Here is a 516-nt window from a genome sequence, read left to right as displayed (position 1 = left end):
CGAACTCTACTGCCATATTGACGACTTTATCAGCAATTCAAACCTGAGTTTGACGCTCATTTAATCGCAACGGGACACCAAAGGTTAAGAGCATGCCAGATAAGTGTAGCAGAGATTATGACTGTCTTGGTACTGTTTCATCAACTGCGGTATCGACAGTTTAAGGCGTTTTACTACCATCACATGCTTGGCATGATGAAACGGGCGTTTCCAAATCTGCCGAGTACTCGCGATTTATAGAGCTTGTGCCGCGCAGTATCATGCCACTGTGCAGCTACTTGCAAAGCATGATGGGCGACTGTACGGGCATCAGCTATATTGATTCAACCAAGATAGCAGTTTGTCATAACAAGCGTATCTACCGTCATAAAGTCGTTAAGGGACTTGCGAACCCGAAGGCAAAAGCAGCATGCTGGTTCTATGGCTTTAAGCTGCACGCCATTATCAATCATAAGGGCGAGCTTGTATCTGTTAAAGTCACTGCGGGTAATACGGATGACAGAGTGCCTGTTAAGG

1 pseudogene is annotated in these 516 nt (G+C 45.7%); it reads left to right on the top strand.

Annotated elements, in window-relative coordinates:
• Nucleotides 1-516: pseudogene (locus tag TT11_RS16565) on the top strand (IS982 family transposase); the annotation flags it as partial.

Source organism: Psychrobacter sp. JCM 18901 (assembly GCF_000586435.1).
Taxonomy (GTDB): Bacteria; Pseudomonadota; Gammaproteobacteria; order Pseudomonadales; family Moraxellaceae; genus Psychrobacter.
This window is presented reverse-complemented; position numbering and strand designations above follow the sequence as displayed.